The organism is Flavobacterium panici (assembly GCF_024499525.1).
GTDB classification, from domain to species: Bacteria; Bacteroidota; Bacteroidia; order Flavobacteriales; family Flavobacteriaceae; genus Flavobacterium; species Flavobacterium panici.
In genome coordinates this window covers 725,069-751,028 of record NZ_CP100437.1, presented here as the reverse complement: position 1 = coordinate 751,028, position 25,960 = coordinate 725,069, and the positions used below count along the sequence as shown (strand labels likewise).

Below are 25,960 nucleotides of genomic sequence, written 5' to 3'. Positions count from 1 at the left end.
ATTAAACTTCCATATTCCTTAAATGCCTAACTTTATCTGTAAGAAACAAATTTAATCTTCAGATGGATAATTTAACTCCCGAACAACGGAGAAAAAATATGCAGGCCATAAAAAGCACGGCAACTACGCAGGAAGTCAGGCTTGCCAAAGCTTTGTGGGATTTAGGTTATCGCTATCGAAAGAATAATAAAAAAATATTCGGTAAACCGGATTTGACTTTTGCAAAGTATAAAATCGCCATTTTTATAGACAGCGAATTTTTTCACGGTAAAGATTGGGAAACGCAGCAATTGCGAATCAAATCAAATCGTGATTATTGGATTCCTAAAATCGAACGAAATAGGAAACGGGATGTTGAGGTCAACGCTTTTTTAATTGCTAAAAAATGGAAAGTAATTCGGTTTTGGAGCAAAGAAGTTCAAAAAGAATTAGATACTTGTGTGGCAAAAATTCGGGAAGAAATAGAATTCTCGAAAATAAAAATAGAAGAAAAAAAGAGTTGATTTTATACTTTTTCTTTCTTCTTTTCTTTTGCTTCGACTTTTTCGATAACCTTAAAAATTTCTTCAGCTAGTCTTTGAATAACCGGCATGCTGACAGAATTTCCTGCTTGTTTATATAAGCTTGAATTTGAAATTGCAGGCAGTTTATAATCATCAGGAAAGCCCTGAAGTCTAAAACATTCTCTTGGAGTCAGTTTTCTAAAACCAAAATCGGTAGTAATGATCGGAACGTTGTGTCCGCCCGTTCCCATATTGGCCGTTAGAGTAGGGCATAAGCCAGATTTGTTTTCTCTAACATATTGTCTTCTAAATTGATAGATGTGATTCTTGTTTACAACCGCTTCCTTCAGTTTATTGTACATGTACTTCTCTTCGCCATAATAAAATTTATCAGAAACTTTTTCTGTAATAATTAAATCTTTAATAGACTTCGTTAATTGTTCTTTTTCGGGGAATTTAAACTTGAAACTTTTGTTGTTTAAGAAGTCTTTGTCAAAAGCAATCATAAAAAGCCGCTCTCTGTTGTGCGGCGTATTTCCAAAATCTTTGGTATTTAAAATAGAACTGTCAAAAGTATAATTGCGCTTTTTTATTTCGCTTTTTATAACTTTTAACGTGTTTCCTTTATCGTGCCCTTTTAGATTTTTGACATTTTCAAGAAAAACCACTTTGGGTCTAATTTCATCGATGAAATCCAGAATCTTAAAAAAATGATTTCCTCTTCTGTCATCAAAACCTTTTCGGTGACCGGCAAGTGAAAAAGGCTGACAGGGAAAACCGCCAGTTAAAATGTCTACTTTTTCAATAGTTGTTACGTCAAGATCCATAACATCGCCTTCAATAAGATTATGTTTGAAATTGTTTCTGTAGGTAACGCAGGCTTTTTTGTCAAATTCATTGGCCCATTTCAAATTAAAACCAGCTTTTTCAAAACCTAAACATATACCGCCTACGCCTGCATACAAACTTCCAACTGTATATTTATTTTTCATTTATTAATGGCTGTTTTTGACTCAAAGAAGTCTTAAGGTCTTTTTTTATAAATTTATTGAATGCAAATATATTAATTCAGAAATATTTGATTGTTCTTAGAATTTGAAAAAGAAAGAATTTAATATTTTTTCAGCGTTTTAAACTACAGTTCTTTCTGACTTATTGAAATTTAGCCAGTTTTTTAAAAAAAAATATCTGGCTGCGTTTTTTAAGAAATTTTAAAGTCTTGCTTAAAATCCCTTTTGATTTTAAAATTTGAGTTTATGTACAATAAATGTCTGAAATACAGAGTTTAATATATGTTTTGTGAGTAAGGAAAATGAAAAAGATAAATAGATTTTTAGATGTTTTTTATCTGAATTTTGTTGTTTTTAGATCTAAGTCTCTCAGTATTACGTATATTATTTTTACATCACTTTATTGATTTTAAAGTTGTTTTTTTGTAAAAATCGTATACTTTTGCCAAAGAATTTCCGTGTAGATAACATTTTTGTGATGTATCTCTATAAAAATATTTGCCCCTAGTATTATTTATTGAATTTCAGCACGTTTAACCTATGAAGATAAGGAATATATTATTAGCACTTTTTTTAATTGTATCGAGTGTGTCGGTTACTTTTGCTGACAACACGCCGCCACCGCCGCCGCAAGCAGCTAAAACATCAGGGACGTCAGGAACAGCTGATGATGATGATATAACGCCTCCAGGTTTGCCAATTAATGATCATATACCGTATCTAATTGCAGCAGGATTCGTTTTAGGAATGACAATTATATACCGAAACAAAATAAAAAAAGCTTCAATTTAAATCGAAGCTTTTTTTATGCAGTAATTTTTCTTGATTATTTGTTAATCGCGTAGAGTCTTGAAATGTATTTTCCAACAACATCAAACTCTAAATTTATTTTAGTACCTACTTTGAAATCTTTAAAATTGGTATTTTCAAAAGTATAAGGGATTATCGAAACGCTAAATTCGTTTGTTTTAGAATTTACAACAGTTAAACTGACTCCGTTTACGGTAATCGATCCTTTTTCAATTGTAATATTGTTTAAAGTTTGATCGTATTCAAAAGTATAATTCCAGCTTCCGTTTGCTTCTTCAATTTTGGTACACGTTCCCGTTTGGTCTACGTGACCCTGAACAATATGTCCGTCAAGACGGTCGCCAAGCTTCATTCCTCTTTCTAGATTTACAATGTCATTAGCTTTCCAGTCGCCAATATTGGTTTTTAAAATCGTTTCTTCAATAGCAGTAACTGTATAGTGTGAATCTTTTATAGCAACAACCGTAAGGCATATTCCGTTATGCGAAACGCTCTGGTCAATTTTTAATTCGTTAGTGATCGAAGACTCAACAGTAACATGCAGATTGTTTTTGTCTTTTTGTATTTCGTGGATTCTTCCAAGGGTTTCAATAATTCCTGTAAACATTGTAGTTTTATTTTACTAAATTTGCACATCAAAATTAGTAATAAATAAGCTGAGCTCATGAATAAAAAAGCAGAAAATATAATTGTTGGAATTTCAGTTGGAGATTTAAACGGTATTGGAAGCGAAGTTATACTAAAAACATTCGAAGATTCCCGAATGTTAGAATTGTGTACACCTGTTATTTTTGCAAATGCTAAAATCCTTTCTTTCGTTAAAAAAAGTTTTACTTCGACCGTGCAGTTTCATGGTGTTGATAAATTAGAACAGGTAATTCCGGGAAAAGTAAATGTATTGAATCTTTGGAGAGAAGGAGTAGATATTAATTTAGGTACTAATAATGAAAAAATTGGTGAGTATGCAATAAAATCTTTTGTAGCAGCTACTAAAGCTTTAAAAGAAGGTTTGATTGATGTTTTAGTTACGGCACCAATTAATAAATATAATATCCAGTCAGAAGATTTTAAATTTCCTGGACATACCGATTATCTGGATCAGGAATTAGAAGGGAATGCACTGATGATGATGGTTCAGGATAATTTAAGAGTTGGTTTGTTAACAGATCACGTTCCGTTAAATGAAGTTTCATCTCATTTAACAGAAGAATTAATTACCAGAAAAATCGAAACCATCAGAAAATCCCTTATTCAGGATTTTAGTATAGTAAAACCAAAGATTGCAGTTTTAGGATTAAATCCGCATAGCGGCGACGGCGGAGTTATTGGAAAAGAAGAAGATTTGATTTTAAAACCAGTTTTGAAGAAAATATTTGACAGCGGTACTATGGTTTTTGGGCCATTTTCTGCCGATGGATTTTTTGGAAGCGGTCAATATGAAAAATATGATGCTATTGTAGCAACGTATCACGATCAGGGATTGATTCCTTTTAAGACGCTTTCATTTGGAAAAGGAGTTAATTATACTGCCGGATTAAATAAGGTTAGAACTTCGCCGGATCACGGCACAGCATACGATATTGCTGGAAAAGATATGGCAGATTTTAATTCGTTTAAAGAAGCAGTTTACCTTGCGCTAGATATTTTTCGCTCGCGTAATCAGTATGAGGAGATTAGCGAAAAACCTCTTAAAATAAAAGAAAAACAGTTATAAACAAAAAAAGGTGAATAAGATTATTAGATTTATAATAATTTTATATCTTTGCACCCCAATTCAGATATGTAGTTTTGTATTTGAATTAAACAAATTGATGTTGAAATGAGCAAATCAAAAGAATTTTTAATTCCTTTTATAGGGTTAAAGCTGGGAAAACACCATTTTGAGTATCAAATAAATAACACGTTCTTTAAGGACTTTGACTATGAAGAGTTTCAAAGTTCAGATATTAAAGTGAATTTGGTTTTCGATAAGAAAAGCAACATGTTAGAGTTAGAATTCAAACACAAAGGGACAGTAAATGTGCCTTGTGATTTAACCGGCGAAGATTTTGATTTACCTATTAAGGGGAAAATGAAGTTAATTGTTCGTTTTGGAGATGAGTTCAATAATGATAATGAAGAATTGTTGATTTTGCCACATGGAGAACATGAATTAGATGTGTCACAATACATTTATGAAATGATTGCACTTTCGGTGCCTCAAAAAAGAATTCATCCTGGCGTTAAAGACGGAACATTACAAACCGAAGCTTTAACAAAATTGAATGAATTAAGTGTAAAAGAACAGAAGGAAGAGAGTAATAAAGAAGAAGATATTGACCCGCGTTGGGAAAAATTAAAGAAACTATTAACGGATAAATAATATAGTAAAATGGCACATCCTAAGAGAAAAACCTCGAAAACAAGAAGAGATAAGAGAAGAACACATTATAAAGCTACTGTAGCTCAAATCGCTACATGTCCTATTACAGGTGAGGCACATTTATACCACAGAGCTTACTGGCATGAAGGTAAAATGTACTACAGAGGGCAAGTTGTTATCGATAAATCTGAAGCGGTTGCTTAATACGTTTTTGTAAATTATACTGGAACTCTCACATAGTGAGAGTTTTTTTTGTTGGTTATAATTTTCGTTTTTTAAGAAAATACAGGCAAATTCGCTTCGTTTTTTTTTGTAATTTTCAAGTCTTTTAAAAATTTTTCAAATAATAATATTTGAAAGGAAATAATAGAATATAATGAATACAATCACAGCCGCAATTACCGCTGTTGGAGGCTACGTTCCAGACTTTGTACTTTCTAACAAAGTATTGGAAACAATGGTAGATACCAATGACGAATGGATTACCACTCGTACAGGAATTAAAGAAAGAAGAATTCTTAAAGATGCTGATAAAGGAACGTCGTACCTTGCCATACAAGCAGCAAAGGATTTAATAGCAAAAGCTAATATTGATCCTTTAGAAATTGATATGGTTATAATGGCAACTGCAACACCAGATATGATGGTGGCTTCTACAGGAGTTTATGTTGCTACACACATTGGAGCTACAAACGCATTCGCATACGATTTGCAGGCAGCTTGTTCAAGTTTCTTATACGGAATGTCTACTGCTGCGGCTTATGTACAATCTGGAAGATATAAAAAAGTATTATTAATTGGTGCCGATAAAATGTCATCAATTGTAGATTATACAGACAGGGCAACTTGTATTATTTTTGGTGATGGAGCTGGAGCAGTATTGTTTGAACCAAATTATGAAGGTTTAGGTTTACAGGATGAATATTTAAGAAGTGATGGTGTAGGACGCGATTTTCTTAAAATTCCTGCCGGAGGTTCTTTGATTCCACCAAGCGAAGAAACTGTAAAAAACAGACAGCACAATATTATGCAAGACGGAAAAACAGTTTTCAAATTTGCTGTTACTAATATGGCCGATGCAAGCGAATTGATTCTGAAAAGAAATAATTTAACAAATCAGGATGTTGACTGGTTAGTGCCGCATCAGGCTAATAAGCGTATTATTGATGCTACAGCCGGAAGATTAGAGTTAGAAGATTCAAAAGTATTAGTTAATATCGAAAGATATGGAAATACTACTTCTGGAACTTTACCATTAGTATTAGCTGACTTTGAAGATAAGCTTAAAAAAGGAGATAATGTTATTTTTGCTGCATTTGGTGGTGGATTCACATGGGGATCTATTTACTTAAAATGGGCTTACGATAAAAAATAAATTAAAACTAAAAACGAATCATTATGGATTTAAAAGAAATTCAAAACCTAATCAAATTTGTAGCAAATTCGGGAGTTGCAGAAGTTAAGTTAGAAATGGATGATGTAAAAATCACTATTAGAACTACTTTAGAAGGAAATGTTACTGAGACTACTTATGTACAGCAATTACCAGCTCAGGCTGCATTGCCGCAAGCTACACCGCAAGTTACAGCTCCAATAGTTGTAAATACTGCTGCTGAAACTCAGGCGCCGGCTGCTGCAGATTCTAAATATGTTACTATAAAATCTCCAATCATTGGAACATTCTATAGAAAACCATCTCCAGATAAACCAGTTTTCACAGAAGTAGGAAGCACTATCGCAAAAGGTGATGTTCTTTGTGTAATTGAAGCAATGAAATTATTCAACGAAATCGAATCAGAAGTTTCAGGTAAAATTGTAAAAATTCTTGTTGACGATATGTCTCCAGTTGAATTTGATCAACCTTTATTCTTAGTAGATCCATCATAAATAAATTTAGATTTTAGATTTTAGATTTTAGAAGGATTCAAAAAGAAAATTTTGTTAACCATCTAAAATTATCTAATTATCAAATTGTCTAATTATCTAATTAAAATAAGATGTTTAAAAAAATATTAATTGCGAATAGAGGAGAAATTGCACTTCGTGTAATTCGTACATGTAAAGAAATGGGAATCAAAACTGTAGCAGTTTACTCTACAGCCGATGCAGAAAGTCTACATGTTAAATTTGCTGACGAAGCGGTTTGTATTGGACCTCCTCCAAGTAACTTATCGTATTTAAAAATGTCAAATATTATTGCTGCTGCAGAAATTACAAATGCAGACGCAATACACCCAGGATACGGTTTCCTTTCTGAGAATGCTAAATTCTCAAAAATTTGTCAAGAGCACGGAATCAAATTTATTGGTGCGGCTCCTGAAATGATCGACAGAATGGGAGATAAAGCTTCTGCAAAAGCTACAATGAAAGCTGCAGGAGTACCTTGTGTGCCAGGTTCAGACGGATTGTTAGAATCTTTTGAACATGCACAAAAAACAGCAGCTGAAATTGGTTACCCAGTTATGATGAAAGCTACTGCTGGTGGTGGTGGAAAAGGAATGCGTGCCATCTGGAAAGAAGATGAGCTTTTAAAAGCTTGGGAAAGCGCACGTCAGGAAGCTGCTGCCGCTTTTGGAAATGACGGAATGTACATGGAGAAACTTATTGAAGAACCACGTCATATCGAAATTCAGGTTGTTGGAGATTCTTACGGAAAAGCGTGTCACCTTTCTGAAAGAGACTGCTCTGTGCAGCGTCGTCACCAAAAACTTACTGAAGAAACACCTTCGCCTTTCATGACAGATGACTTACGTACAAGAATGGGAGAAGCTGCTGTAAAAGCTGCTGAATTCATTAAATACGAAGGAGCCGGAACGGTAGAATTTCTTGTAGATAAACACAGAAACTTCTATTTCATGGAAATGAATACTCGTATTCAGGTTGAACACCCAATTACTGAACAAGTAATTGATTATGATTTAATTCGTGAGCAAATTATGGTTGCTGCCGGAATTCCTATTTCAGGAAAAAATTACTTACCAGAATTACACGCTATCGAATGTCGTATTAATGCTGAAGATCCTTATAACGATTTTCGCCCTTCACCGGGAAAAATTACTACGCTTCATATGCCAGGAGGACACGGAGTTCGTTTAGATACTCACGTTTACTCAGGATATAGCATTCCACCAAATTACGATTCAATGATTGCTAAGTTAATTACAACAGCGCAGTCTCGTGAAGAAGCGATCAGCAAAATGCGCAGAGCTCTTGACGAATTTGTAATCGAAGGTGTGAAAACTACAATCCCTTTCCACAGACAATTAATGGATGATCCAAAATATATTGCAGGAGATTATACAACTGCATTTATGGATACTTTCAAAATGAAACCTATTGAGGAATAATAAATAAAAAAGCTGTCGATTTTTCGACAGCTTTTTTTATAATCAAATTTCAACCCTACAGTTTTTTAAACCTGTCGGGTTTGTTTTTTTATATCCATACATTAAACCGGATTAAAATCCGCCAAACAATAATGCAAGCCGAAGGCTTTAAAAGTTCCGAAGGAACAAATTATTTTGTAGAGCTGGACTTCAGTCCAGTTTAAGTAAAAGGATATTATTTGTTATTGCATAAGAATATTTGATTGGTAGAAAAAAATATTAATGTATTTGAATTGTGTTTTTCAAAATGAATAGCCCGGAATAATTTAAAGCCGTCAATCGATGGCCTTTTATTTTTAGAAATTTCATCTATTAAACCGGACTGAAGCCCGGCTCTACAATATAGTTCGAGCCGAAGGCTCTTTCAAAAGTTCCGAAGGAACATATTATATTGTAGAGCTGGACTTCAGTCCGGTTTAAACAAAAACATAATAGCGAAGTATACACAAAAAGTGTATACTTTTTACACACTTCTGCCTCAAAGTATACACTTTTACACTATTTCAATTTTTGGCACATTTTAAGTAATCCCTTTATTTATAGGCTTTAAGCAGGTTTTGAGGTTGATGTTTGGTTTTCGGCACAATAGTTTCTTTATCTAAAGTGTAAAACAAACTATTAACTATTTAAAATATACACATTATGAAAAATTTATTCTTATCAGCCGCGATCGTTTTAGGAGGTTTAACATCATTTGCTTCAACTTCTCCAATAACGAATTCTATTGTAAAAGTTGTTTCAGTTGCAGACGACTATGTTGAAATTAAATTAGAAGAATTACCAGCTCCAATTACTGAAGCTTTGAAAAAAGCTTATCCTGACGCAGTAATTACTAAAGCTTACAAAAATGAAAAGTCAGAATATAAATTGGATGTAACAGTGGGCGACAAAGTAGGAAATCTTTTTGCTAATGCTGACGGAACCTGGATTAAAAAATAATCCCGTGTACCGTGAAAATCCAAATTAAAAATACTAAGATTAAATTACGAATATTAAAAAATAATTATCATGAAAAATTTATTTTTATCAGCCGCAATCGTTTTGGGAGGTTTAACATCATTTGCTTCAACTTCGCCAATTACAAATACTATCGTAGAAGCAGTATCATTTCAAGATGATTATACTGAAGTGAAATTAACAGAAGTACCGGCAGCGGTAACAGATGCTCTTAAAAAAGCATATCCAGACGCAGTTCTAAATAAAGCATACAAAAACAGTGCTTCTCAATACAAATTAGAAGTAACAGTAGGAGACAAAGTAGGTTCTCTTTATGCTAACGCCGATGGATCTTGGGTAAAAAAATAAAAAATTAACCCTAAAAAAACTATTATTATGAAAAAGCTAATATTATCGGCAGCAATCCTGTTAGGAGGGTTGTCAATGCAAGCAGGAAATACTGTTTTAACCACCACAACAGTAAATACAATAAACTACCAAGATGATTATAAAGAAGTCGACGCTGTACCGGCTGCGATTAAAAAATCTCTTGATGAAGCTTATCCAGGTGTAAAATTGGACAAAGCTTATGTGAATTCGAAAAAAGAATACAAAATTGAGGTTACAGTAAGAGGTGAAAAATCAATCGTTTATACTGATGCCGCAGGAACTATTCTTAAAAAATAATAACTCTAAATCTTAAAGCATTATGAAAAAGTTAATCTTATCAGCAGCGATTATTTTAGGAGGTTTGTCTCTTCAGGCAGCAGCTCCATTACAATCAAATTCAGTAGTTAAATCAGTAAATGTTCAGGATGAATATACTGAAGTTGCTCCAGATGCCGTACCGGCAGCTGTTAAATCTACAATTGAAAAATCGTTTGTAGGTTCTAAACTGGAAAAAGCATGGAAAAATGCTAAAGACGAGTACAAACTTGAAATTTCAAAAGAAGGTAAGAAATATACTTTTTTTACTGATGCTTCAGGAAATATCATTAAAAAATAATTAAACACAGAGCAATATGAAAAAGTTAGCCATCTCAGCAGCTATTCTTTTAGGATGCTTATCAATTCCTGCAATAGCAGAGATAACTCCAAATAAAGTAAAAACGACGGTTTCTGTACAAACAGAATACACTGAAATTAGCACAGATGTTGTTCCGGCAGCTGTAAAGACTGCTCTGCAAACCGCTTATCCAAATGCAAAACTGGAAAAAGCGTATGTTAATGATAAAAAAGAATACAAATTAGAAATATCGGTTGGTGACCAAAAGGCTACTGTGTATTCAGATGTCAATGGCAACTGGTTGAAGATATAATTAGGTGAAATTAGATTTATGTTTTTGGTGAAAAAGAGATTGCATTGTGCAATCTCTTTTTTTTTCGCATAATTTTAAGAAATTATAACTTTAATAGTATTATTTTAGCAAAAAAGTCCCTCCAGTCACATGTCAAAGATATTAGTAATAGAAGATGATATTTCATTTTGTAAATTATTAGAGAAATTTCTAGTAAAAAACCAATACGAAGTAAGCGTCGCGTTTTCTGCATCAGAAGCCAGATCGGCAATCAAAAACGAATCTTTCGATTTGATTTTGACAGATCTTCGCTTGCCTGATTCTGACGGAATTGTACTTATGTCTGAAATCAAGAATTCACATCCTGAAATTCCTGTGATTTTAATGACGGGATATTCTGATGTTAATACCGCTGTGAAAGCAATTAAAAATGGTGCGGCCGATTATATTTCGAAACCGTTTAATCCAGATGAGGTTTTATTGGTTATTACAAATGCATTGAAAACTTCTGAAATTGAAGAAGAAAATGAAGCTCCGGTTAAACAAAAAAAATCGGTAAAGAAACCAGTTTCTGCAGAAAATGAATTTGTACGCGGCATTTCTGTTGCATCCAAAAAACTTTTAGATCATATTCAATTGGTAAGCCCAACAGATATGTCGGTTTTAATCATCGGCGAAAGCGGAACGGGAAAAGAAATTATTGCTAAAAGTATTCATCAGCAAAGTAATAGAAAAAACAACAATTTTATTGCAGTCGACTGCGGAGCCATTCCAAAAGAATTGGCAGCAAGTGAATTTTTCGGACATTTAAAAGGATCTTTTACGGGAGCAATCAGTGACAAAATGGGATATTTTGAAGCCGCAAACGGCGGAACTCTTTTTCTGGATGAAATAGGAAACCTTTCATACGAAAACCAAATTCAGTTATTGCGTGCACTTCAGGAAAGAAAAATTAAACCTGTTGGAAGCAATAAAGAAATAAACGTCGATATCCGCATAATTACAGCTACAAACGAAGATTTACGTGAGGCAGTAAAAAATGGCGATTTTAGAGAAGATTTATACCATAGAATCAACGAATTCTCTATTCAGTCTCCATCTTTAAAAGACCGAGACGAGGATTTAATGGTTTTTGCCGATTATTTCCTTGAAAAAGCCAATCAGCAATTGAATAAAGATATCATTGGATTTTCTCCGGAAGTAGTTTCTATTTTCCAAAATTACAACTGGCCGGGAAATTTACGTGAATTACAAAACTGTGTAAAACGTGCCACACTTTTAACGCAGGGCGATTTTATTGAAAGCGATGTTTTGCCAATTGAATTTTTCCAATCTCAAAAACAAGCCGGTTTTAGCGGCAGTTTTTCTTTATCAGATAATGAAAAAGAAGCCATTATTCAAGCTTTGAACAGAACACAAAATAATAAATCGGAAGCGGCTAAACTGCTTAAAATTACCAGAAAAACGCTTTACAATAAATTAAAGCACTACAATATTGATTAAACGATTTCTTGTTCTAAAACGGCAAAAAGCTTGTTTGTTTTTGCTTTAAGCGCTTCAAAAATATCTTTCGAATCTGCAATTTCAAGATTATTTTGTTCCAGTGTTTTTAATAGAATGCTAATATCTCGCGATTCTATTTGTCTAAACATAGGCGCAATTCGATGCGCTATAGAATTTATTTCAGGAACATTTTTTTCATGAATCGCATTTTCCAGCAAATCTAAATTTTCATTACTGCTTATTATAAAAGCTTTTAATACATCGTTTAAAGCATTTTGATCATTCCCTAAAAATTCTTTTAGAGTATCTAAAGTATATAATTGGGAAGAAACCGTTTCTTCAACTTCATTTATTGCAGCTTTGGGCAATGTATCATGATCCAGAATATGCTGAATTGTTTCCAGTAATATTTTAGGTGAATACGGTTTATTTACAACTGTTGTAAAACCGGCTTCATCATAAACGGCAGCGTCTAAATCTGTTCTTCCGGTCAAGGCAATTACGGGCTGATTTTTATAAATACCTTTTTCAGAATTACGAAGACTTTTCAAAAACATAAATCCGTCCATTTCCGGCATTTGAATATCGGTAATCACAAAATCAAAATTAGTATTCTGGATCGCTTCTAAAGCTTTTACAGAATTGCTAAAAGATAAAACCTGATGTCCTTCCTGCCTTAAAACGCCGCTCGTTAAATTCAGCAGATTAATATCATCGTCAATTACTACAAAAGTCTGTTTTGTCGTATTACGTGCAATGTTTCTTTTTATTTCTTCAACCGTAATTTCGCTTTGATCCAGGATTAAAGGAATTTTTATTTCAAATGTACTTCCTTTACCAAAAGTGCTTTCGAGACTTATTCTTCCGCCCATAAACGAAATTATCTTTTGGCAGATAGAAAGACCTAAACCAGTTCCGCCATATTTCTTTTCGATATTTTCATTTGCCTGAGCAAACTCTTCAAAAACTAATTTTTGATTTCCTTTTTCAATACCAATTCCGGTATCTTCAATTGTAATAATAAAAAAGTTTTCATTTTCGCTCACATACGAACTGATTTTAATATGACCTTCTTCTGTAAATTTATAAGCGTTCCCAATAATATTGGTTAGAATTTGTTTCAGTCGAAACGGATCTCCAACAACTCTTGTGTGCAGTTTATCATCTACATTAATAATCAAATCAATGTTTTTTTCTTTGTAAACCGTTTGAATATTTCTTGCTGTATCTTCAATAAGTTCAGGAAGATAAAACGGAACTTTTTCTATCGTAATTTTTCCTGCTTCGATTCTGGAGAAATCCAATAAATCCTGAACTAACTGTGTAATATATTCAGATGAATTTTTGATGTTTTTAATAAAATAGGATTGTTTTGTATTAATATCAGAATTTCCTAAAAGTTCAGAATAACCCACAATCGTACTCAGAGGTGTTTTTAAATCGTGACTTACTGTTGAGATTAACTGTTCACGGCTTTTTAATAAATTCTTGGTTTTGAAATTCGCAATTTCAAGCTGTTTTTTATACAACTGCGATTTCGAATAATCACTCACAATTAAAACAGAAAAAAACAAAGTCAAAATTAAACCCGCAATAGCCGAAGCCGTTACAATCTCGTTGACCTTTTTAAGTGATTTTTCTTTTAAAGAATTGTTTTTTATCGAATTGATGATAATTTCCCTTTCAATAATTCGAAGTACTTTTCGAAGCTGTTCCGAAATGGCAATTTCATTTTTCAGCAATTTATTTTCCTCAAAATTCAGTGTTTCTTTTTTCTTTTCGGCTTTTTCTTTTACGTTGCTAAGCAGTTTTTTAGAATTGGCCAAAATAGAATCAGAAGCTTTTTTACTCAACGTGTTCGTGCTGTCATCCGGAATATTCTGGTTTAAATAATCCACATATTTCTGCAGTACATTTCGCTGATAATTTCCTAATTCATTTGGGTTTTTGGTAAAATCCTGAAGTTCCAGTTTTCGAAGATTAAACTCCATTTTGGTAATTTCGTCAATAGCATTATTGACCGAAACTTCATCTTCAGCTTTGTTTTTTATCGTTTTTAATTGTCGGATATTTTCTGTTTTTTCAGACAATAAATACGTTACACTATCCAATAAAACTTTCTGATATTCTGTAGTAACAATTTGTTTTAAAGTATCAATTCTCGCTTTTAAAGAATCGGTTTCGATAAGATAACTTTTAAAATCCGTTTCAGAATTGGTTTGAATTGTTTTTCGGGCTAAACTTTCTGTTTTATATACATTCGAAAACAATTTACTTACACGAAGAATTTTAGTTTTTTCCTGGGCAATTTTGTCTTCCAGTTTATTGTAAACGACATTTTCAGAATACAGAAACCATCCCACAGTAACCACCAAAGCAAGTAATGCAACATAGCTGAATAAAACCTTAAGTGCTGTATAACTTTTTTTGCTTTCCATAGTGTTTATTTGGCGTTTACGAAGTTTACTAAAATTACAATTCACCGCAATTTATTTAAAATTTCCATTTAAGAAAAGTAAATGCAAATCAAATATTTACATAATTCAAAGGTTTTAAAAATAAAATAACCGCAGATTATATAAATAATGCTGCGGTTAAGTTTATTTTAATTTTATGATTTAAAGCGTTTCGTTTAACCATTTAAAGAATTCTCCCTGCCAAACCTGAGCATTTTGCGGTTTTAAAACCCAGTGATTTTCATCTGGAAAATACACAAAACGGCTTTTGATTCCTCTTAACTGCGCTGCCTGAAAAGCTTCTTGTCCTTGCCCAATTGGCACACGGAAATCTTTTCCTCCCTGGAAAATCAAAATTGGTTTATTCCAGTTTTGAACCAAAGTTGCAGGATTAAAAGTAGTATAAGCTTTTTGAGCTATAGCATTATCTTTCTCCCAATAAGGCCCGCCAAAATCCCAGTTGTTAAAGAAAACTTCCTCAGTTGTTCCTAACATACTAACCGTATTGAAAACACCATCGTGAGCGATGAAAGTTTTAAAACGGTTTTTGTGAATCCCTGCTAAATAAAATACAGAATATCCACCATAACTTGCTCCAACGCAACCTAAACGGCTTTTGTCAACATAACTTTCTTTAGCAACATCATCAATTGCCGAAAGGTAATCGTCCATAACTTGTCCGCCCCAGTCTTTACTAATTTGCTCGTTCCATTCAACACCATGCCCCGGCATACCGCGACGGTTTGGTGCCACAACTACATAACCTTTTGCCGCCATTAAAGAGAAATTCCAACGGAAAGAATACGATTGTGTCAGCGCACTTTGAGGCCCGCCTTGACAGAACAATAAAGTTGGATATTTTTTAGTAGCATCAAAGTTTGGAGGTAAAATAACCCAAACCAACATTTTTTTACCGTCGGTTGCCGTAACGTAACGTTTTTCGGTTTTGCTTAATGCTAAAGTTTTATACGTTTCAGTATTTACGTTAGATAATTGTTTCCAAGTGTTTTTCTTCAAATTAAAAGAAAAAATCTCACCAGCATGATTCATATCTGTTCTCGTAACGATGATATCATCTCCAGAAAAACCAACTAAATCATTTACGTCAAAATTACCATTTGTTAACTGACGAACGTTAATCGCAATTTTAGTTAAACCCGGAAAATTAACAGAGAAAAGTTGTTTTGTTCCGTCAATTGGCGCAACAAAAAATACCGTTTTTCCGTCTTTACTCCAGATAAAATTATCTACAGTTCCGTCCCAATTTGCCGTTAAGTTCGTTTTGATTCCTTTAAACTCAACAATAATATCGTTTTTGTCCGACTCGTAACCGTCACGTTTCATTTGCAGCCAAGATAAATTTCCTGTTGGAGAAAATTGCGGTGCTGTATCGTAACCTAAATTATCTTCGGTTTTATTTGTCGTTTTTTGAGTCTCTAAATTGTACTCATAAATATTCGTGTTTGTAGAAACAGCATAAGCCGTTCCTGCTTTTTTCTTGCACACATAAAAAATACTTTTGCTGTCTGGTGACCAGATATAATCTTCGTCACCGCCAAAAGGTTTTTGCGGAGAATCAAAAGTTTCACCTTTCAAGATGTCGATTCCTTTTGCGCCGTCTTTGTTTTCTTTATAAAAAACATGATTAAATTTTCCTTCGTTCCAGGTATCCCAATGACGATAATCTAAACCATCATAAATTTGAGCATCAGATTTATCTAACTTCGGATAAAAATCTTTACCTAAAACATTGTCGATTTTTACTTCTTCATTATAAACTAAATATTTTCCGTCTGGCGAAACATTTTTATCTGCTAAAACGTCTTTAGTATCTTTAATTTCAACTGCATTTCCTCCGTTTACAGGAATGGTGTAAAATTTAGAATGCGATTTGTTTTCTTCTACAGAAGGCGTTGAAACCTTAAAAACTACATTTTTTGCATCTTTAGAAATTCCAAGCGGAGTAACTCTGCCTAATTTCCATAACAATTCCGGAGACATAACATTCTGCCCGATAGCGTTTAAACTCATCATTATTAAGGTTGTTAATAATACTTTTTTCATAATAAAAATTCTATTTTTTTGTGCGCTAAAAATACAACATTTAAATCCCAATCAGTTAAATTTCAAATTCCAATTTATTGTTAAAATTCCAATTATGAAATTCCAAATTCGAAAAACGCTGCCTTAAATTTTTATTCACCACGAATTCACGAATTATTTTTTGATAATCTTTGAAAATAAAAATACGCGGCTATTAAAAAATCAATAACAAAGTTTGGAATTTGGAATTTAAAAAATTTGTAATTTAACCCAAGATTGGAATTTGGAATTTAAATATTGGAATTTAATAAAGATATGGAACTAAGTTATTGGGAACTAAAAAACTGGTTCACAGATATTGATTATACAATTGTGGGCAGCGGTATCGTTGGCCTGCATAGTGCTTTACGCTTACGCGAAAGATTTCCTGCTGCAAAAATTTTGGTTCTCGAAAGAGGAATGCTGCCACAGGGCGCGAGTACAAAAAATGCTGGTTTTGCCTGTTTCGGAAGTCTTTCGGAAATTTTAGATGATTTAAAAACACATTCAGAAGAAGATGTTGTCGCACTTATCGAAAAACGCTGGAAAGGTTTGCAATTACTCCGAAAAAGATTAGGCGATCAGGCAATCGATTTTAAACCTCACGGCGGATATGAATTGTTTTTGAAAGAAGATGAATTTGGATTTAGCGAATGTATCTCGAAACTGCCTTTTATAAACGAAATTTTAAAACCACTTTTTAAGGCCGATGTTTTTTCTAAAGAAACCGACCGATTTGGATTTGGAAATATTCAGGATTATTTAATTTTTAATCCGTTTGAAGCCCAGATCGATACCGGAAATATGATGCAGGAATTATTGAAGCAAGCGGTTTCTGCAGATATTTTAATTCTGAATCAGCAAACTGTAACTTCTTATGCTGATGCCGGAAATCATGTTGAAGTGGTACTGAATGATTTTAGTTTTAAAACTAATAAATTACTTTTTGCCACAAATGGTTTTGCAAATACTTTGACAAATGGAGAGGTGAAACCCGCGCGTGCTCAAGTTTTAATTACAGAACCCATTAAAAATCTGGATATAAAAGGGACTTTTCATCTGGATCGTGGTTATTATTATTTCAGAAATATTGGCGATCGAATTTTATTTGGCGGAGGCCGAAACTTAGATTTTGAAACAGAAACTACAACCGAATTTGGTCAGACAGAAATTGTTCAAAATAAATTGGAAGAGTTGCTGAAAAATGTAATTTTACCAAATCAGGATTTCCAGATTGCGCACCGTTGGAGCGGCATTATGGGAATTGGAAATAGTAAGAATCCTGTTGTTTCTCAATTGTCTGAAAACGTGTTTTGTGGAGTGCGTTTAGGCGGAATGGGAGTAGCGATAGGCAGTTTAGTAGGAACAGAATTAGCAGATTTAATATAATGGCAGCAGCGAAGAAACCAGCACCAAAAAAAACAACAACCGCAAGTAAACCAAAACCAAAAACACCTGGAAAAAAATCAAACCGTTCTTTTGGAGAAAAAGTAAAATGGTTTTTGATTAAAACTATGTTGTGGTTTTTCGGAATTTCGATAGGATCGGTTATCTTTTTTAAATACGTTCCCGTGCCTTTTACGCCTTTAATGCTTATTCGTGCCATCGAAAATAAAATGGACGGAAAAGAAGTTTATTTTGATCACGATTGGGAACCAATTGATAAAATCTCGATGAATTTGCAAAAAGCCGTAATTGCGAGTGAAGACGGAACTTTTTTAACACATAATGGTTTTGATTTTAAAGCCCTTCAAAAAGCTTACAAAAGCAATGAACGCGGACGCCGAATTCGAGGTGGAAGTACAATTTCGCAGCAAACGGCAAAAAATGTGTTTTTATGGCAGGGAAAAAGTTATTTCCGCAAAGGTCTTGAAGCTTATTTTACCGTTTTAATTGAAATTATTTGGGGTAAAGAACGTATTATGGAAGTTTACCTGAATAGTATCGAAATGGGCGATGGCGTTTATGGCGCGTATGCAGCGACAGAACATTGGTATCGTCGAGATGCTTCGAGTTTAACGCCAATGCAGGCTGCGGGAATTGCGGCGATTTTACCAAATCCGAGAAAATTTAAAGCTACAGGTTCGTCAAGTTATATTAACAGGAGAAAAGAAAGAATTGTTCGTGAAATGCGTTACGTAGGGAAAATCAATTATAGCGGGGATGGGAAATAAAAAAGCATTTTTTGCTTTTCTGATTTTGACTTCAACGTTAACTTTTGGACAAGGAAAAACTAAAGAAATAGGTTTTATAACCGACAATGATTTATATACTTCGTCTAAAAACGATATGTATTATACCAATGGTTTGGAGATTTTTTATCGGTTTTTATCTAAAAATGAAAATGAAAAAATCAATAAAAAAATTACCGAATTCAGGATTGGGCAATATATTTATAATCCGAGATTCATTAATAAAGAAGCCGTTGATGTAAACGACCGCCCTTTTACGGGATATCTTTTTGCAGAAGCAGGAAGAAGTTTTTTCTACCAAAGTGAATCGGTTTTAAAAACTGATTTTCAATTGGGATATATGGGACCGAATGCTTTGGGAGAACAAACGCAGGAAGGTTTTCATAAACTTATTGGATATAAAACAGTTTACGGCTGGGACAATCAGCTGCATAATGCTTTGGCGGTTCAGGCGCATGTTATGTATTCGAAGAAATTATTTCCATCGAAACATAATGATTTTATAGATCTTCATTTTCAGTCTGAAGCAAATCTGGGAACTATTTTTACAGGAGTTTCAACGGGATTTTTAACCCGAATTGGTTTCAAGAGACTGACTCCAATTTATGATTCTAATCTTCATGATGCTTCGGTAAGTGCAAATGCACAGCCCAATATTAGAGAATTTTATTTCTATGCCATGCCAAGCGTTAATTATCAGTTTTATGATGCGACAATCGAAGGCAGTATGTTTAATGATACAAGTCCGATAACTTTCGATTTGGTTCCGCTTCGTTTCAATGCCGAGTTTGGTTTGAAATACAGACACAATAACTTCAATATGTCGTATTCTTTTATTTATCGCGGAAGGGAATTAGAAGGCGATGTTAATGATACGAATACGGGGTACTTTTTTGGGTCGATTAGAATGGGGTTTTTGTTGAGATAGGTTTTTTGCTCGCAAAGTCGCGAAGTCGCAAAGTTTTTTTAAAAATTATTAAAGACATGTTCTTCTAGTTTTTTTATTAAAAAATTTTGCGATAAAATTATTTCTTCAACATGATCGACTTGTTTTCTTATATAGGTTAAACGGAATTCTGTGGTTGTTACTGATTTCCAAGATTTAGCAGTGATTGCTCCAAATTTTTTTTCTACCGAATCAATTTTACTTTCACTGCAAGTAATTAAAACATCATTGTTTTTTTCATAAGGCTCGCCCCATACACCATGAATAAATAAGTTTCTTATACGTTTGATATTGGATATTTTATCAGCGAGATTTTTTATTAGATTAATTTCGAAATCTCTTTGCACACTAATTTTCTTTATCAAATCTATATTTTGGGCCAGTGTGTTTCTTTCAAATAAAACACTGGCTAGCACAAAATCATCTGTAATGAGTTTGCCTGTAATTATTAATAGATTTGATTCCATTTTAGCAAAAAGAGTCGATAAGAGACCTAGATAGAAATAAAATTCTTTTTTTGATTCGTCAGTATTTTTGTAGAGCTTTGTCATTAGCAATTAAAAAAAGATCATTATTAATTTTTATTATTTCAAAAATTGTGGATTGGTCAATTTGTAACTTCCTCCTTTTCCAGTAAGATTTACAAAATATTTATTTCCGAGACGATCTTCATAAATTATTTGTATTTCGTATTCGACATCTCTTAATCTTTTTTGAGAATTGTTAATTGTATATATGTATCGCCTTGTAGTATCAGCTAATAAATCATTATTGAATTTTGGTTCAAGTTCATAAGGAAGATGTTTGTTTTGTTCATCTAAAATAAGATCTCCAGAAATAATATTAAACTCTAATAATCTGCACCATTCTCTTTTATTATTGATGTCAAAAGCCATTGTGTTTTCAGCTTCTCTTGATGAGTTGCCATTACACCATAAATGAGGTTGATATTTTATTATTAGTTCTTTTTCTAATACTTCTGCAACTCTCTCTAAATTAGAAATTCTTTTACTCTTTTTGTAATCAGATATGAATAAATAAGCAAAAGATACTCCAGTTATAAGAGCTCCAAAGGATGTAGCAATTACATTTATTAAATCTAGTATGTCGCAATTGTAAACTGTCATTTAATTGATTAATTAAGGTTAGCTGTTTAAATTCTATTGATGAAATTTAAACAAAATTCAAAAGCAAATAACTAATTTGTTAATAGATTTTAGGGGAATTTTAACTGACTCATAAAAAATATATGAATATGTGAGAAATACTGAACTTCTTTACAGATTTTCAGTATAATATTATATTAGATAAAATATATGAAAGAACATTGTATTAATTCATCATTAGATGAATTGGGGAGATTAATTTTAATTCCAGAAATTATAGGACAAAAGCCAAATCAGGAAGTAATCGATAAAAAGGTAGAAGATATAATAAGAATGTGGGTTGAGGATTTAGAAAAATATATGTAGCGTTATTGTTTAATATGATAGAGGCTTTTTAGTGCGCATAATTCCTTTGTTAGAACATTAAAAAAGCCACTCCGCTTATAGGAATGGCTTTTTTTATATTATCCAAAATAAAGAGAACTATTTCCCTTTAAATAATTTTTCTAAATACTCAACTTTATCTTTCTCAGCCTGCACCAAACGCTCATAAAGTTCCACAACTTTATCAAGAGGATTAAAATTGCAAATTGCACCACTAGCAAAATTTCCAAAGTTTCCGTGGCTGTCTGTGAAAGTATTAAAATAAGTGATCATGTTTTCATCTGAAAAACTTTTTATAGCTTCTGCAGAAACACCAAGTGCTTTTGCTATTTCAATAAGTTTTTCTTCGTCAATCGTTTCGCTGTTTTCAATTGTAGATATTGATTGCTGGCTCATGCCTAAAGCTTGTGCCAAAGCTTCTTGCTTCATATCGCGAAGTTCACGAATACGACTTATTTTTCGCCCGATATGATTTGGTTTTGTTGCTGTGCTCATAATTCAAAGGTATTTAAAAAACATTTACAAAATCGATTTTCAGTAAAAAACAGACTTGTTTTGGTAAAATACGATTTAGAGTTTGAAAGAAGTAAAAATACAACTTTTCATACAATTTTATTGTTTTAATATTTTGGATTATTTCGTCAGATAATCATAATCTGCTTTTGAAAGTTTGGTAGGAACGCGGAAAAAGAATTCTACATAATTTCCATATTCTTCCAAATTAAGATTTTCTTTATTGAAATAATTGGTAAGTTCTTCCAGACTGTGTTTGCTCCAATCAGTTTCCTTTTGAGCGTGTTTACCTCTGTCTTCGGTAGCATAAACCTGCGGAAAAGAAAATTCTTTTTTTACCGTTAAGGATTTTGCCGAAATACCAGCTTGCTCAAGATTAATCCAGGTATGAATATTTACATCGCCATTTACCTGAAATTCAAACGGTTTTCCGCCTAAACCTTTTCCGGTTGTAAATAAAACTTCGTCGACTGTTACATTTCCCATTACCTGCGAAAAAGTATTGGGTCTACTTGTATAATTTATGTCGAGGTTTTTAGTGTGAAGATTTCCGGTAATCAAAACTTCTTTTATTGATGCTGTTTTGCAGCTGACATTGCCTAAGATAACCGGAATAGAAAAAAGCGGAATATTTTCTTTTTCCTCTATAAATTTATAATAAACGCCCCAGCCCACATCATCATTCGGATTTAGCGCTTCTGTTGCAATATCACCTTCGTGAACACAGATAAATTGTTCGTCAAATTTATTTTTGTCTTTTGCTTTTTCGTATAATTTTTCTAATTGATTCCCGGCAGGAAGCACAACTTTGAGTTCTTTGTACGTATATAATTTTAAATTGTCCTTGTTAATCATCAATATAAAAGCTTTAAAAATTAATCCAAATTATCTAAATCCATTTCTTTCGCCAGCTGATCCCATTTTTTGTTGAGAAAATCTTTTGTCTGTTCTACAAATTTCGGATTTACATCTTTTAAAGTCTGCGCTTTCGGACTCAATATCGCCTTTCCATCTTCAAAATAAATGTAAACATGAACGGCATCATCTCCCCAAAAGAAAGGAAAAACAATCGCTTGGTTTTCTGTACCTTCAATCACGTATTTCTCCAAGCTTATGATAAAGGCGAACATTGGTATCATTTCTGTAAAATTCTGACTGAAAAACATCATTCCCCAATGCCATTCTTCGGCAGCTTCATCATAATCTGAAAAAGCCATTGCTTCGGGATAATCAATCCAGCCGTCAATAACTTCTTCATTAATATCGTCGTTATAAGTGCGCAGTAATTCTGGAGTCAATTCCATTTTTGAATACATTTTGCGGCTGTTCCACCAATCGAGCCAGTTTTTATTTAATTCTGGTTCTTCAAGCGGACTGTTTAAAAACTTTTCAAGCTGCAGTTTTGTGATTTTTACTTTACAGTATAATGAGCTTAATTCAGACATGATTTAGATTTTGGTTTTTTACTATTTTGATTAGAAAAATTAAATTAATGGTTTAATCCCATCGACTTAAATTTCCTTCGGCACGTTCAAAAAGTTCTTCCAGAACATCTTCTAAAGTTCTTTCCTGAATTCCAGAAACGAGTAATTCAAGTAATTGATTCGCGGTATCGTCAATACTATCTTGATGGCAATATATATTGGTGAAGTTTCCGTTTTTGTCGAAAATTATATATTCGCCGCTTTCATTAATATCTTCTTCTGACATTATCCAGCCAATACACGGAAAAGCTTCGTTTATTTTTTGAGTTTGTTCTTGGGTAAGAAATTCATATTCCTGAAATTCAGGTCTGTCATTTCCCCAAAAAGCAATAATCATATCGATAATTCCTGTAGAATTATTTGCAAGATCTGATCTTTCCTGAATTTGTTCCAAAAGATTTTCTGGAGAAAAAATGCTGAATATTTCATCAGATTCAATTCCGCCAACTGTTTTATAAAACGCAATTAATTCTTCTGGTAAAGGCTGCGAAAAATATTTGCTTAAGCTTTGTATTTCTTCGTCTGAAGCTGGAGACGATTCTTTTATTTCATCATATTCAAGTTCACAGGCAGCTATGCGGTTTTTAATTTCTTTCATTGTATATATTATAATTTTTGTAGTTGGAATTTGGAATTTGGAATTTGGAATTTGGAATTTGGAATTTGGAATTTGGAATTTGGAATTTTTAGTTTTTAATGACGATTATCGCACTGCAGATAAATTTCTTCGTTTGATTTATCAATAATTGAAATTCCCGGACATCCAAATGATTCATACAAAAAGCCGAAAACAACTTGCGGTTTGTCTTTAAAAAGTTTTCCTGTCCATTGGTTTGCATCGGGACCATCTTCATAATTAAGCGGAGCAGGAGAGGTACCTTCACTTTGGCTGTAAAGTTTTTCGATAATAATATCTTGAGTTTTAGAATCGGCAACTAAAAGACGTCTGGTATAAATTATTTTATGACTATCGAGATAATCTTGTAGAAAATAATTATAACTATCTGTTTTAAATAAATAGGTATTGCCTGATACTGTGTTTTTTAATAAAGTACGGTCTTCATTTTTCAATGTTTTAGCCGGATAGTCTTTTTTGGCAATTTTTTTCCAAGCAATTGGCTTTAAACGTTCTTTTGAAAACGGATTTTCTTTACCAACATACACTATAGCATCTCTATAATATTCACTGAAACCGTTTAAATATTTTTTATTGATTTCGAAGCCAATCATATAATCATAGTTGTGATAAGGCCAATCTTCACCAGAAGAATAACCGTTTAACAACGCAGCTGTTTTTAGATTTTTTACAGCAAAAGAAGCCAGTTTGTTTTTAGCATAATCTAATACGAAAACAGAATCATTTTCGGAGATATTGGTTTTAGATAAAAATCTTTTTCTGTAAATTTTATCAAACGTAAAATATTCAGCATTGTCTTTTCCAATTTTTTCAAGATTAGGCAAAGCAAGTGTATCTTTTTCATCGCCAATTGGGTATATGTCAGAAAGCGAAACAAAAGCAATATCGCTGCTGTCTTTTGGCATAATTGTAAATAAATTGATGCTTTCTTTTCTGGGAGCTGATTCTTCTTGGATTGAGTCATTTTCTACCGCTGCTGTTTTGCCAACTGCAGGTATTTCTTTGTCTTCTATGGTTTTTTTATCGTTACAAGAAAAAAATAATAAAGCTGTCGCGGCGAGTAATGTTGGTATTTTAATATTCATAAACGTGGTATTTAAATGTGTTTTAGGTTTATAATTGATTGTAATTAACGATTATAAATGTAAAAAAAGTTTTCACAAAACAAAAAGCATTCTTTTCTGATCTAAATAGAAAAAATACCTTTTTCTAGCTTACGGGTTTAAAATGAAGTTCAAAAAATAATGCTTAACATTTTGATAATATGGAGTGTAGTTTAAATTTTTACTTTTAATTAAAATTTAAGATTATGGAAATTAATTGGGTTGTAATAGGAGTTGTAGCTGTTTTGATTATTATTTTGGTTGTGCTGACAATTAGAAAAAATCAAAAGGAAAAAAAGAAACTTACCGATTTGCTGAATAATGATTTCAAAAAAGAAGAGGAAGTAGATGTTAATGCTGAGGATTCGGCAAATGAAAAATAAATTATAGAGAGATATAGATGCAGTTTGTCATTTCGACGAAAGGAGAAATCGCACTAGAAATTCCACACAGTAAGTCGCCAATCTTTGTCGATTCTCTAATGCGATTTCTCCTTTCGTCGAAATGACAAGATTGTGCTGAAAAGTTGGAGTAGAATAAAAAAAAATAAACCCTTGTAAAACTGAATTTACAAGGGTTTTGTTTTCGTGGAGAATACCGGATTCGAACCGGTCACCCTCCCGATGAATCGGGATACTCTAGCCTTTTGTTTCTATTAAGCTTTCAATGTATTTGCGGCTCTTCATTTTTTTTATTTGCAACTCTCTTTTCATGGCATCGCTCCGAGTTTCAAAAGTTTCATGATATTTCAATTCCCAATCTTTTACCACTTTAGTAAATTTACTTCGGCTATTTAAATGATCTTGCAAACGTCTCTGAATATCCTGACAAGAACTAATATAATATTTGTTAAGAGTAGCTGAATAAAGAATATAAGTATAAAACATAATGGCTATAAATGAAAATACCCGAACATTTTTGTTCGGGTATTTTTGTTGTGATAAAATTGTAAAAAAATTGTGGAGAATATCGGATTCGAACCGATCACCTCTTGCCTGCCAGGCAAGCGCTCTAGCCAAATGAGCTAATCCCCCTTGTTTTGTGGAAAATCTCCGATTCGAACTATCACCATCCCGATTTTCCATCGGGACACTTTAGCCAAATGAGCTAATCCCTCTTGTTTTGTGGAAAATATCCGATTCGAACTATCACCATCCCGATTTTCCATCGGGACACTTTAGCCAAATGAGCTAATCCCTCTTGTTTTGTGGAAAATACCCGATTCGAACCGTCACCTTCCCGATTTTTC

General features: G+C 33.0%; 31 protein-coding genes and 2 tRNA genes. 19 read left to right on the top strand and 14 right to left on the bottom strand.

Translation table 11 applies throughout. The features are described 5' to 3' along the window. The first annotated feature begins 62 nt into the window (after positions 1-62). Positions 63-503, top strand: a complete 441-nt coding sequence (locus NLJ00_RS03570; protein WP_256636252.1) for a very short patch repair endonuclease — start codon at positions 63-65, stop codon at positions 501-503. Between the two features lie 2 nt (positions 504-505). On the opposite strand, the gene dcm is transcribed toward NLJ00_RS03570, so the two are convergent. Continuing rightward, positions 506-1,495, bottom strand: a complete 990-nt coding sequence (gene dcm / locus NLJ00_RS03565; protein ID WP_256636251.1) for a DNA (cytosine-5-)-methyltransferase — start codon at positions 1,493-1,495, stop codon at positions 506-508. Positions 1,496-2,053: 558 nt separating this feature from the next. Here dcm and NLJ00_RS03560 point away from each other — a divergent pair. Beyond that, positions 2,054-2,305, top strand: coding sequence for a hypothetical protein (locus NLJ00_RS03560; protein ID WP_256636250.1), 252 nt, complete (start codon positions 2,054-2,056; stop codon positions 2,303-2,305). A 34-nt stretch (positions 2,306-2,339) separates the two neighbouring features. On the opposite strand, the gene NLJ00_RS03555 is transcribed toward NLJ00_RS03560, so the two are convergent. After that, the gene (locus NLJ00_RS03555) at positions 2,340-2,930 is read right to left on the bottom strand and encodes a riboflavin synthase (RefSeq protein ID WP_256636249.1); all 591 of its coding nucleotides are present in this window, start codon (positions 2,928-2,930) and stop codon (positions 2,340-2,342) included. Between the two features lie 57 nt (positions 2,931-2,987). Here NLJ00_RS03555 and pdxA point away from each other — a divergent pair, with 57 nt between their 5' ends. The 12 genes from pdxA (at position 2,988) to NLJ00_RS03495 (ending at position 11,808) form a co-directional block, all read left to right on the top strand. Continuing rightward, a complete protein-coding gene (gene pdxA / locus NLJ00_RS03550) occupies positions 2,988-4,037 on the top strand; it encodes a 4-hydroxythreonine-4-phosphate dehydrogenase PdxA (protein WP_053473307.1) in 1,050 nt (349 codons plus the stop codon). A 105-nt stretch (positions 4,038-4,142) separates the two neighbouring features. Continuing rightward, positions 4,143-4,685: a YceD family protein gene (locus NLJ00_RS03545; RefSeq protein WP_053473306.1), complete on the top strand. Its 543-nt coding sequence runs from the start codon at positions 4,143-4,145 to the stop codon at positions 4,683-4,685. A gap of 9 nt (positions 4,686-4,694) precedes the next feature. Then, complete coding sequence (gene rpmF / locus NLJ00_RS03540) at positions 4,695-4,889, top strand: 50S ribosomal protein L32 (protein WP_008465217.1); 195 nt, start codon at positions 4,695-4,697, stop codon at positions 4,887-4,889. Between the two features lie 172 nt (positions 4,890-5,061). Beyond that, on the top strand, positions 5,062-6,060 hold the full coding sequence (locus NLJ00_RS03535) for a beta-ketoacyl-ACP synthase III (protein ID WP_180856914.1): 999 nt from the start codon (positions 5,062-5,064) through the stop codon (positions 6,058-6,060). A 23-nt stretch (positions 6,061-6,083) separates the two neighbouring features. Next, a complete protein-coding gene (gene accB / locus NLJ00_RS03530) occupies positions 6,084-6,572 on the top strand; it encodes an acetyl-CoA carboxylase biotin carboxyl carrier protein (protein ID WP_053473304.1) in 489 nt (162 codons plus the stop codon). Between the two features lie 110 nt (positions 6,573-6,682). After that, complete coding sequence (accC, locus tag NLJ00_RS03525; protein ID WP_053473303.1) at positions 6,683-8,032, top strand: acetyl-CoA carboxylase biotin carboxylase subunit; 1,350 nt, start codon at positions 6,683-6,685, stop codon at positions 8,030-8,032. Between the two features lie 681 nt (positions 8,033-8,713). Further along, the gene (locus tag NLJ00_RS03520) at positions 8,714-9,010 is read left to right on the top strand and encodes a hypothetical protein (RefSeq protein WP_180856913.1); all 297 of its coding nucleotides are present in this window, start codon (positions 8,714-8,716) and stop codon (positions 9,008-9,010) included. Between the two features lie 69 nt (positions 9,011-9,079). Continuing rightward, positions 9,080-9,376 (top strand): hypothetical protein, encoded by a 297-nt coding sequence (locus tag NLJ00_RS03515; RefSeq protein ID WP_053473301.1) that lies wholly within the window; start codon positions 9,080-9,082, stop codon positions 9,374-9,376. Positions 9,377-9,403: 27 nt separating this feature from the next. Further along, positions 9,404-9,694, top strand: a complete 291-nt coding sequence (locus NLJ00_RS03510) for a hypothetical protein (RefSeq protein WP_053473300.1) — start codon at positions 9,404-9,406, stop codon at positions 9,692-9,694. Positions 9,695-9,716: 22 nt separating this feature from the next. Continuing rightward, the gene (locus NLJ00_RS03505) at positions 9,717-10,013 is read left to right on the top strand and encodes a hypothetical protein (protein WP_053473299.1); all 297 of its coding nucleotides are present in this window, start codon (positions 9,717-9,719) and stop codon (positions 10,011-10,013) included. 16 nt (positions 10,014-10,029) lie between these two features. Further along, positions 10,030-10,326, top strand: coding sequence for a hypothetical protein (locus tag NLJ00_RS03500; protein WP_053473298.1), 297 nt, complete (start codon positions 10,030-10,032; stop codon positions 10,324-10,326). A gap of 129 nt (positions 10,327-10,455) precedes the next feature. Next, the gene (locus NLJ00_RS03495; protein WP_053473297.1) at positions 10,456-11,808 is read left to right on the top strand and encodes a sigma-54-dependent transcriptional regulator; all 1,353 of its coding nucleotides are present in this window, start codon (positions 10,456-10,458) and stop codon (positions 11,806-11,808) included. Here the strand turns inward: NLJ00_RS03495 and NLJ00_RS03490 are convergent. Together NLJ00_RS03490 and NLJ00_RS03485 are read right to left on the bottom strand one after the other, a co-directional pair. Beyond that, positions 11,805-14,246 carry an ATP-binding response regulator gene (locus NLJ00_RS03490; RefSeq protein ID WP_256636248.1) on the bottom strand — a complete coding sequence of 814 codons (2,442 nt, stop codon included), beginning with the start codon at positions 14,244-14,246 and terminating at the stop codon, positions 11,805-11,807. The genes NLJ00_RS03495 and NLJ00_RS03490 overlap by 4 nt on opposite strands. A gap of 180 nt (positions 14,247-14,426) precedes the next feature. Then, entirely contained in the window at positions 14,427-16,328 is a 1,902-nt protein-coding gene (locus NLJ00_RS03485) for a S9 family peptidase (protein ID WP_256636247.1), read from the bottom strand. Positions 16,329-16,622: 294 nt separating this feature from the next. On the opposite strand from NLJ00_RS03485, the gene NLJ00_RS03480 reads away from it, so the two are divergent. From NLJ00_RS03480 to NLJ00_RS03470, 3 genes are read left to right on the top strand one after another with little or no spacing between them, the layout of a single operon-like run. Continuing rightward, on the top strand, positions 16,623-17,735 hold the full coding sequence (locus NLJ00_RS03480) for an NAD(P)/FAD-dependent oxidoreductase (protein ID WP_256637457.1): 1,113 nt from the start codon (positions 16,623-16,625) through the stop codon (positions 17,733-17,735). Continuing rightward, positions 17,735-18,520, top strand: a complete 786-nt coding sequence (gene mtgA, locus NLJ00_RS03475) for a monofunctional biosynthetic peptidoglycan transglycosylase (protein WP_256636246.1) — start codon at positions 17,735-17,737, stop codon at positions 18,518-18,520. Before NLJ00_RS03480 ends, mtgA begins: the two co-directional genes overlap by 1 nt. Further along, the gene (locus NLJ00_RS03470; protein WP_256636245.1) at positions 18,510-19,466 is read left to right on the top strand and encodes a lipid A deacylase LpxR family protein; all 957 of its coding nucleotides are present in this window, start codon (positions 18,510-18,512) and stop codon (positions 19,464-19,466) included. The genes mtgA and NLJ00_RS03470 overlap by 11 nt, the downstream gene beginning before the upstream one ends. 38 nt (positions 19,467-19,504) lie before the next feature. Here the strand turns inward: NLJ00_RS03470 and NLJ00_RS03465 are convergent, their stop codons facing one another. Then, positions 19,505-20,035 carry a hypothetical protein gene (locus tag NLJ00_RS03465; protein ID WP_256636244.1) on the bottom strand — a complete coding sequence of 177 codons (531 nt, stop codon included), beginning with the start codon at positions 20,033-20,035 and terminating at the stop codon, positions 19,505-19,507. 33 nt (positions 20,036-20,068) lie between these two features. Further along, positions 20,069-20,611, bottom strand: a complete 543-nt coding sequence (locus NLJ00_RS03460) for a hypothetical protein (protein ID WP_256636243.1) — start codon at positions 20,609-20,611, stop codon at positions 20,069-20,071. 189 nt (positions 20,612-20,800) lie between these two features. Here NLJ00_RS03460 and NLJ00_RS03455 point away from each other — a divergent pair, with 189 nt between their 5' ends. Next, a complete protein-coding gene (locus tag NLJ00_RS03455) occupies positions 20,801-20,956 on the top strand; it encodes a hypothetical protein (protein WP_256636242.1) in 156 nt (51 codons plus the stop codon). A gap of 117 nt (positions 20,957-21,073) precedes the next feature. Here NLJ00_RS03455 and NLJ00_RS03450 read toward each other — a convergent pair whose 3' ends face one another. The 5 genes from NLJ00_RS03450 to NLJ00_RS03430 all read right to left on the bottom strand — a co-directional run bounded on the left by NLJ00_RS03450 (position 21,074) and on the right by NLJ00_RS03430 (position 24,693). Further along, on the bottom strand, positions 21,074-21,469 hold the full coding sequence (locus NLJ00_RS03450; RefSeq protein WP_256636241.1) for a helix-turn-helix domain-containing protein: 396 nt from the start codon (positions 21,467-21,469) through the stop codon (positions 21,074-21,076). A 138-nt stretch (positions 21,470-21,607) separates the two neighbouring features. After that, a complete protein-coding gene (locus tag NLJ00_RS03445) occupies positions 21,608-22,342 on the bottom strand; it encodes a hypothetical protein (protein WP_256636240.1) in 735 nt (244 codons plus the stop codon). Positions 22,343-22,362: 20 nt separating this feature from the next. Then, positions 22,363-22,932 (bottom strand): hypothetical protein, encoded by a 570-nt coding sequence (locus NLJ00_RS03440; protein WP_256636239.1) that lies wholly within the window; start codon positions 22,930-22,932, stop codon positions 22,363-22,365. A 52-nt stretch (positions 22,933-22,984) separates the two neighbouring features. Further along, positions 22,985-23,569: an SMI1/KNR4 family protein gene (locus tag NLJ00_RS03435; RefSeq protein ID WP_256636238.1), complete on the bottom strand. Its 585-nt coding sequence runs from the start codon at positions 23,567-23,569 to the stop codon at positions 22,985-22,987. A 95-nt stretch (positions 23,570-23,664) separates the two neighbouring features. Beyond that, on the bottom strand, positions 23,665-24,693 hold the full coding sequence (locus NLJ00_RS03430) for an oxidoreductase (RefSeq protein WP_256636237.1): 1,029 nt from the start codon (positions 24,691-24,693) through the stop codon (positions 23,665-23,667). A gap of 224 nt (positions 24,694-24,917) precedes the next feature. Here NLJ00_RS03430 and NLJ00_RS03425 point away from each other — a divergent pair, with 224 nt between their 5' ends. Continuing rightward, complete coding sequence (locus NLJ00_RS03425) at positions 24,918-25,094, top strand: hypothetical protein (protein WP_256636236.1); 177 nt, start codon at positions 24,918-24,920, stop codon at positions 25,092-25,094. A gap of 205 nt (positions 25,095-25,299) precedes the next feature. On the opposite strand, the gene NLJ00_RS03420 is transcribed toward NLJ00_RS03425, so the two are convergent. The 3 genes from NLJ00_RS03420 to NLJ00_RS03410 form a co-directional block, all read right to left on the bottom strand. Continuing rightward, positions 25,300-25,376: transfer RNA gene (locus NLJ00_RS03420), tRNA-OTHER, on the bottom strand. Beyond that, entirely contained in the window at positions 25,350-25,598 is a 249-nt protein-coding gene (locus NLJ00_RS03415) for a GIY-YIG nuclease family protein (RefSeq protein ID WP_256636235.1), read from the bottom strand. Before NLJ00_RS03415 ends, NLJ00_RS03420 begins: the two co-directional genes overlap by 27 nt. Before the next feature lie 73 nt (positions 25,599-25,671). Next, positions 25,672-25,745 (bottom strand) — tRNA-Ala (locus NLJ00_RS03410). Positions 25,746-25,960: the final 215 nt, after the last annotated feature.